A 4,715-nucleotide genomic window follows, 5' to 3' on the forward strand; every position below is an offset into this window, starting at 1 on the left:
TTCAAGCTTTAATAACTCAACAAAGCTTGAAGACTTAATTAAATCTCTTAGTGATTCAATCACCGTTAAAGTTAATGGTAAAGATATTTGGAAGGAAGCATTTCTCCAAGAACTCGATTAAAGGTGCTATGTCTGCCCTAATTTGGGCAGACATATTTGTTTTATAGTATTGCACTTCCTCCAGTTACAATCCAACATGCTAAGGACGCAACTAATAGTGCTCCGGTAAAGACGTTTCCTGTCTTTCTATAGATAATTGTACAAATTAATGAGAACACAATTACTTGTGGTGCAAATACAATTAGTAGAGACATAAAAGGTCCACCAAAGGTTGGGCTAAATAGTAAATCAGCACCAGGTCCTATTCCCAAGAAGAATGGAATGTACTCAATTAAAATAACAATTAAAATACCACCAACCATTGCAAGAGCATTGTGAGCCCAAGTTGAAATGAAGGCTCTGGTGCCATTTATTCTTGCTTCAGGGACTCTATTAGATGCAAAAATCTTACTATTGTTAAATAAGAAGAATAGTGCAAAAACAGGTATGTAAACTAAGAATTGAATAAATCTTTCTCCGGTGAAAAGTCTAAAGAACGGCCAAATAAATCTGAAGTCGAGCATGAAGGCTTTTACCGAAATAAATAGTTCTACATACATAAAAAGTAACATTAGAAGAACTAGTAATATTGATTTGCCAAATAGAGCAAAATCAAAATGCTTAGGATTTTTCTCACCTGCAAAACCTAAATCTGCCATATCGATGATAATGCCCTTCTTTTTTGCTCTCTTGATTGGAATAATGGTTGTTAACAGCATTACTACAATTAGTAGTAAGTACCAGCTTAAGAAGCCATTACCAATAGTCATTCTAAAAATATTTTCATTTAAAGGTAGTAAACCATGTCCAAGTTGAGTCATAAAAGGATAGGTAATTGCTGCAATTAGCATTGTTATTATGCAATTCTTCCACCACTTCTTTCCACTCTTATCTTTCTCAGGACGATTTGGAATACCTGTTGCAACACTCTTAAAGAAAGGTGTTTCAAGTAAAATATTCATAAAAGGAATCATGGAGAAAATAGCACTAAGCATTGCAATAAATACAAGAGTCTCTTTAATTAAGTAAACCTGGTTACTTGAACTAATAGAGCTATCTAAATCAATTGCACTATCAAACCAATCAAGGGCAACCCTTAATCCATGAGAATCATGAGTTGTTAATCTATGATTTGTATTTAATAGCTCAATTCTTCTAGCACTACCATCTGAGAAGTTTCCAAATGTGGTGTTCCACTCACTATTTTGAGCATCAACACCTAAGAACTCTGTTCTAACAGGTGCGTCAAGAAGACTATCTGTTACAAAGTTTTCATAATCTCTAAAGTAGTTAAATTCATCGTATTTAGCTTGAAGTAAAAGAACATTATTAAATTTAATCTTCTCACTATCATAAACACTATTTCTGAAAAGCTCTCCACACTGTAATACAGTTGCTTTTGGTGTGATATCAACTCCATCAGAGTTTACAGCTCCTGAATATGCTGCAGCAGTTGACCAAGATGCCCAAGTACCCATACTGTGACCAGAGATAGCAAGTCTTGAAGGATCAACCTCATCAAGAGAGGATAAAAATGCATAAGCGGCAATACCACCCATTGAGCTATCAATAATTTTGGAACCATCAGAGCCCTTAGAGTATCTATCATTAAAGAAGGATAAATTAGAGAAGTTCATCAAAACCTTGTATCTAAGTGGGCCACTTATTTCAACATATGTTTTATCCTCACTACTATCATTTCCATAGTTGACAGTAACCTTGTGGTTTGTGTATCCCCTATTCTTCATAGGAATTGTTGTATCGCCATGGCCGTATTCATCGATTGCAAGAACTACAGCTCCCCTTCTAGCAAGCTCAATCGCATAGGCTGCACTAGTTTCATGGTCATTTTGATATCCATGAAGCAGTAATACTCCAGGATTATTTTTAGCACCTTTTGGAACATATAGCTTATATGCGATATCTCCATCATCTACCTCAATAAATCCCGTTCTAACATCAACATTGTTCCAGTTATTTTGGATAAAAAAAGCAATCGTTAGAGATGTAAAACAAACAACGATTAATATGATGGTTAATAAAATATTCTTTTTCATGAAATTGATTATACCATCAAATTATTTTTGAAAATAAAAAAAGTGGAACCTTAAGTTTAAAAGTTCCACTAAAAATCAATATCTTATTATTTACCAAGAGCTAATTTGCCCATACTGTCTGCTTGCAAAATTGCATCATATAATTCAATAGGTTCTACATCACCTGCTAAGTTATGGATAGTCTCTCCAGGAGCACATGCATTTTTAGCAATAGTCATTACATCATCATTTGAAATATCACCAATTTCTGCAAGTGTTACAGGTAAACCTACCTCAAGACAGAAATTCTGAACTTCATTAAACTCTTCTTTTGTAGCACCTTCCAAAACCAATTGAACAAGAGTACCAAAGGCTACACAGCATCCATGATCTGCATGCTTAATGCCTAATGATGTTACACCATTATAAAATGAGTGAGCAGCTGCACAGTTAACATTATCAGCACCAACACCTGAAAGATAAACGTTAGCTTCAACAATATTTTCAAGAGCTGGTGTAACAGCATGTACCTTACAAGCTTCAATTGCCTGCTTTCCATATTCTCTCAATGTTTCATAACAAAGTCTTGCTAAAGCCTGTCCGGCTCTTGTGATACCAGTTCCCTCAAGGCTTGGGGATTCAGTTCTAATTGATGCTCTACCTTCAAAATATGTTCCAAGAGCATCACCCATACCTGCAATTAAGAACTTAACAGGTGCATTTGCAATTATTGTTGTATCAACCATTACAGCATCTGGATTTGTTGGATAGAATAAATATCTATCAAAGCTATGGTCATCATTATATATTACTGAAAGGCCAGTACATGGAGCATCTGTTGCTGCAACAGTAGGTAAAATTACAATGTGCTTTCCTGTATAATAAGCAGTAGCCTTAGCAGTATCTACAGCACTACCACCACCAACAGCAACAACTGTATCTATTTTATCCTCTTCAACGATGCTCATCATCTTCTTAATTTCACCATTACTGGAAATTCCACCAAAGATTTCGTAACGTCTATAGTCATCTAGAGAGCCAAAGCTCTTTTCGATTTTTTCATGACAAGCCTTATAGCCACTATTTGAGCAAACAAATAGCCAACGCTTTCCCATGTAACCCATTTCTTTAGAAAAATGTAAAAGTGCATCTCTACCTTGTACGTACTTTAAAGGCTCTCTCATAGCCCTTAACATCTTCATCATAGTTTGATCCTCCTAAGAGATATCTATAATTTTTTATCGACATGATAATATTTTCATGATGAAGTAATGTAAATAAAAAAGAGAAAAATGTACCAAAATTGAAAAAAATTTATAATTCGATTACTTCTAAATCTTTTGCAACATTAAAGCCACATTCTTTTTCAATTTCTTCTAAGCTTCCATAACATGGTAAATGTACAAGTCTAGTTATTTTTGAATTTACACATTTAATGAATGTTGAACACTCTTCAGTATTCATATGTCCAATTCTATTTCCTGAACCAAACTTTTTTAAAATTGAACACTCAACTAATAGTAAATCACAATTCTTTGCTACTTTAATTAAATCTTCACTATAAGAGGTATCAGAGGTATAAAAAATAGATTTACCACCACATTCACACTTTACAGCATAGCACTCAACCAAATGAATAGTTTTATAAAATGTAAGACTTAAAGAGCCAATTTTAAGTACAATATTTTGATTAATTTCATTATAGTTTGTGACATTTTCTAAAGATAATTTTTCACATAAAAAGGAATCTTTTGGTCCATAAAATGATAAATCAGTAACATCTCTTTTTAACTGTTTGGAAATTAGTCTGCCATATACTGAAACTAAGGCATCACTATAGTGGTCACTATGAGAGTGAGTAAGAACAATATTGTTAATACTATCAAGAGAGCAGACTCTCTCAAGGTTTGAAAGCACTCCTGCTCCCATATCGATTACAACTTTATCAGAAGCATTTTCAATTAATAATGATGTATTTGCTCCACCACATCGTACATAGCCACCACTTGTTCCTAAAATTGTTACTTTCATATTTTTACCTAAATGCTGTTTCAACTAATGTTTTTGTATAGCTGTTTTGTGGATTATGTATTATTTCATCACTATTCCCACACTCTACAACATGCCCATCCTTCATTACCATAATTCGATCTGAAATATATCTTACAACACTAATATCATGACTAATGAAGATCATTGAAACACCAATTTCTCTTTTCAAGGAAATTAATAAATTTAAAATTTGTGCTTGAAGAGATACATCTAAGGAGGATGTGCATTCATCGCAAATTAATACTCTAGGATCTAGTAGTAATGCTCTTGCAATAGCTATTCGCTGAAGCTGTCCACCTGAAAAATGAGAAGGTCTATAAGCTAAGGTATTCTTTGGATCCATACCAACCCTAACTAACATTTCACAAACCATTCTTTCAGTTTCGTCCTTACTAATACCCTTATAATTAATCTTTAATGGCTCTGAAAGAATACTCTTAATTGTAAAGTAAGGATTCATTGTTTCCTTTGGAGATTGGAAAATAAATTGAACTGAGCGTCTAAAGGTGTGTTTATCATCGCCACTTA

4 protein-coding genes are annotated in these 4,715 nt (G+C 33.7%); all 4 read right to left on the minus strand.

Annotated elements, in window-relative coordinates; all coding sequences use genetic code 11:
- Window positions 1-161: 161 nt before the first annotated feature.
- On the minus strand, window positions 162-2,156 hold the full coding sequence (locus SOY52_RS07155; protein WP_320848276.1) for a hypothetical protein: 1,995 nt from the start codon (window positions 2,154-2,156) through the stop codon (window positions 162-164).
- Between the two features lie 86 nt (window positions 2,157-2,242).
- Window positions 2,243-3,340 carry a glycerol dehydrogenase gene (locus tag SOY52_RS07160; RefSeq protein ID WP_320848277.1) on the minus strand — a complete coding sequence of 366 codons (1,098 nt, stop codon included), beginning with the start codon at window positions 3,338-3,340 and terminating at the stop codon, window positions 2,243-2,245.
- 109 nt (window positions 3,341-3,449) lie between these two features.
- Complete coding sequence (locus SOY52_RS07165) at window positions 3,450-4,166, minus strand: MBL fold metallo-hydrolase (protein ID WP_320848278.1); 717 nt, start codon at window positions 4,164-4,166, stop codon at window positions 3,450-3,452.
- Between the two features lie 4 nt (window positions 4,167-4,170).
- The coding region (locus SOY52_RS07170; protein WP_320848279.1) for an ATP-binding cassette domain-containing protein at window positions 4,171-4,715 on the minus strand (545 nt) is incomplete at its 5' end.

The sequence above is a fragment of the Bullifex sp. genome, assembly GCF_034103065.1.
GTDB lineage: Bacteria > Spirochaetota > Spirochaetia > Sphaerochaetales > Sphaerochaetaceae > Bullifex.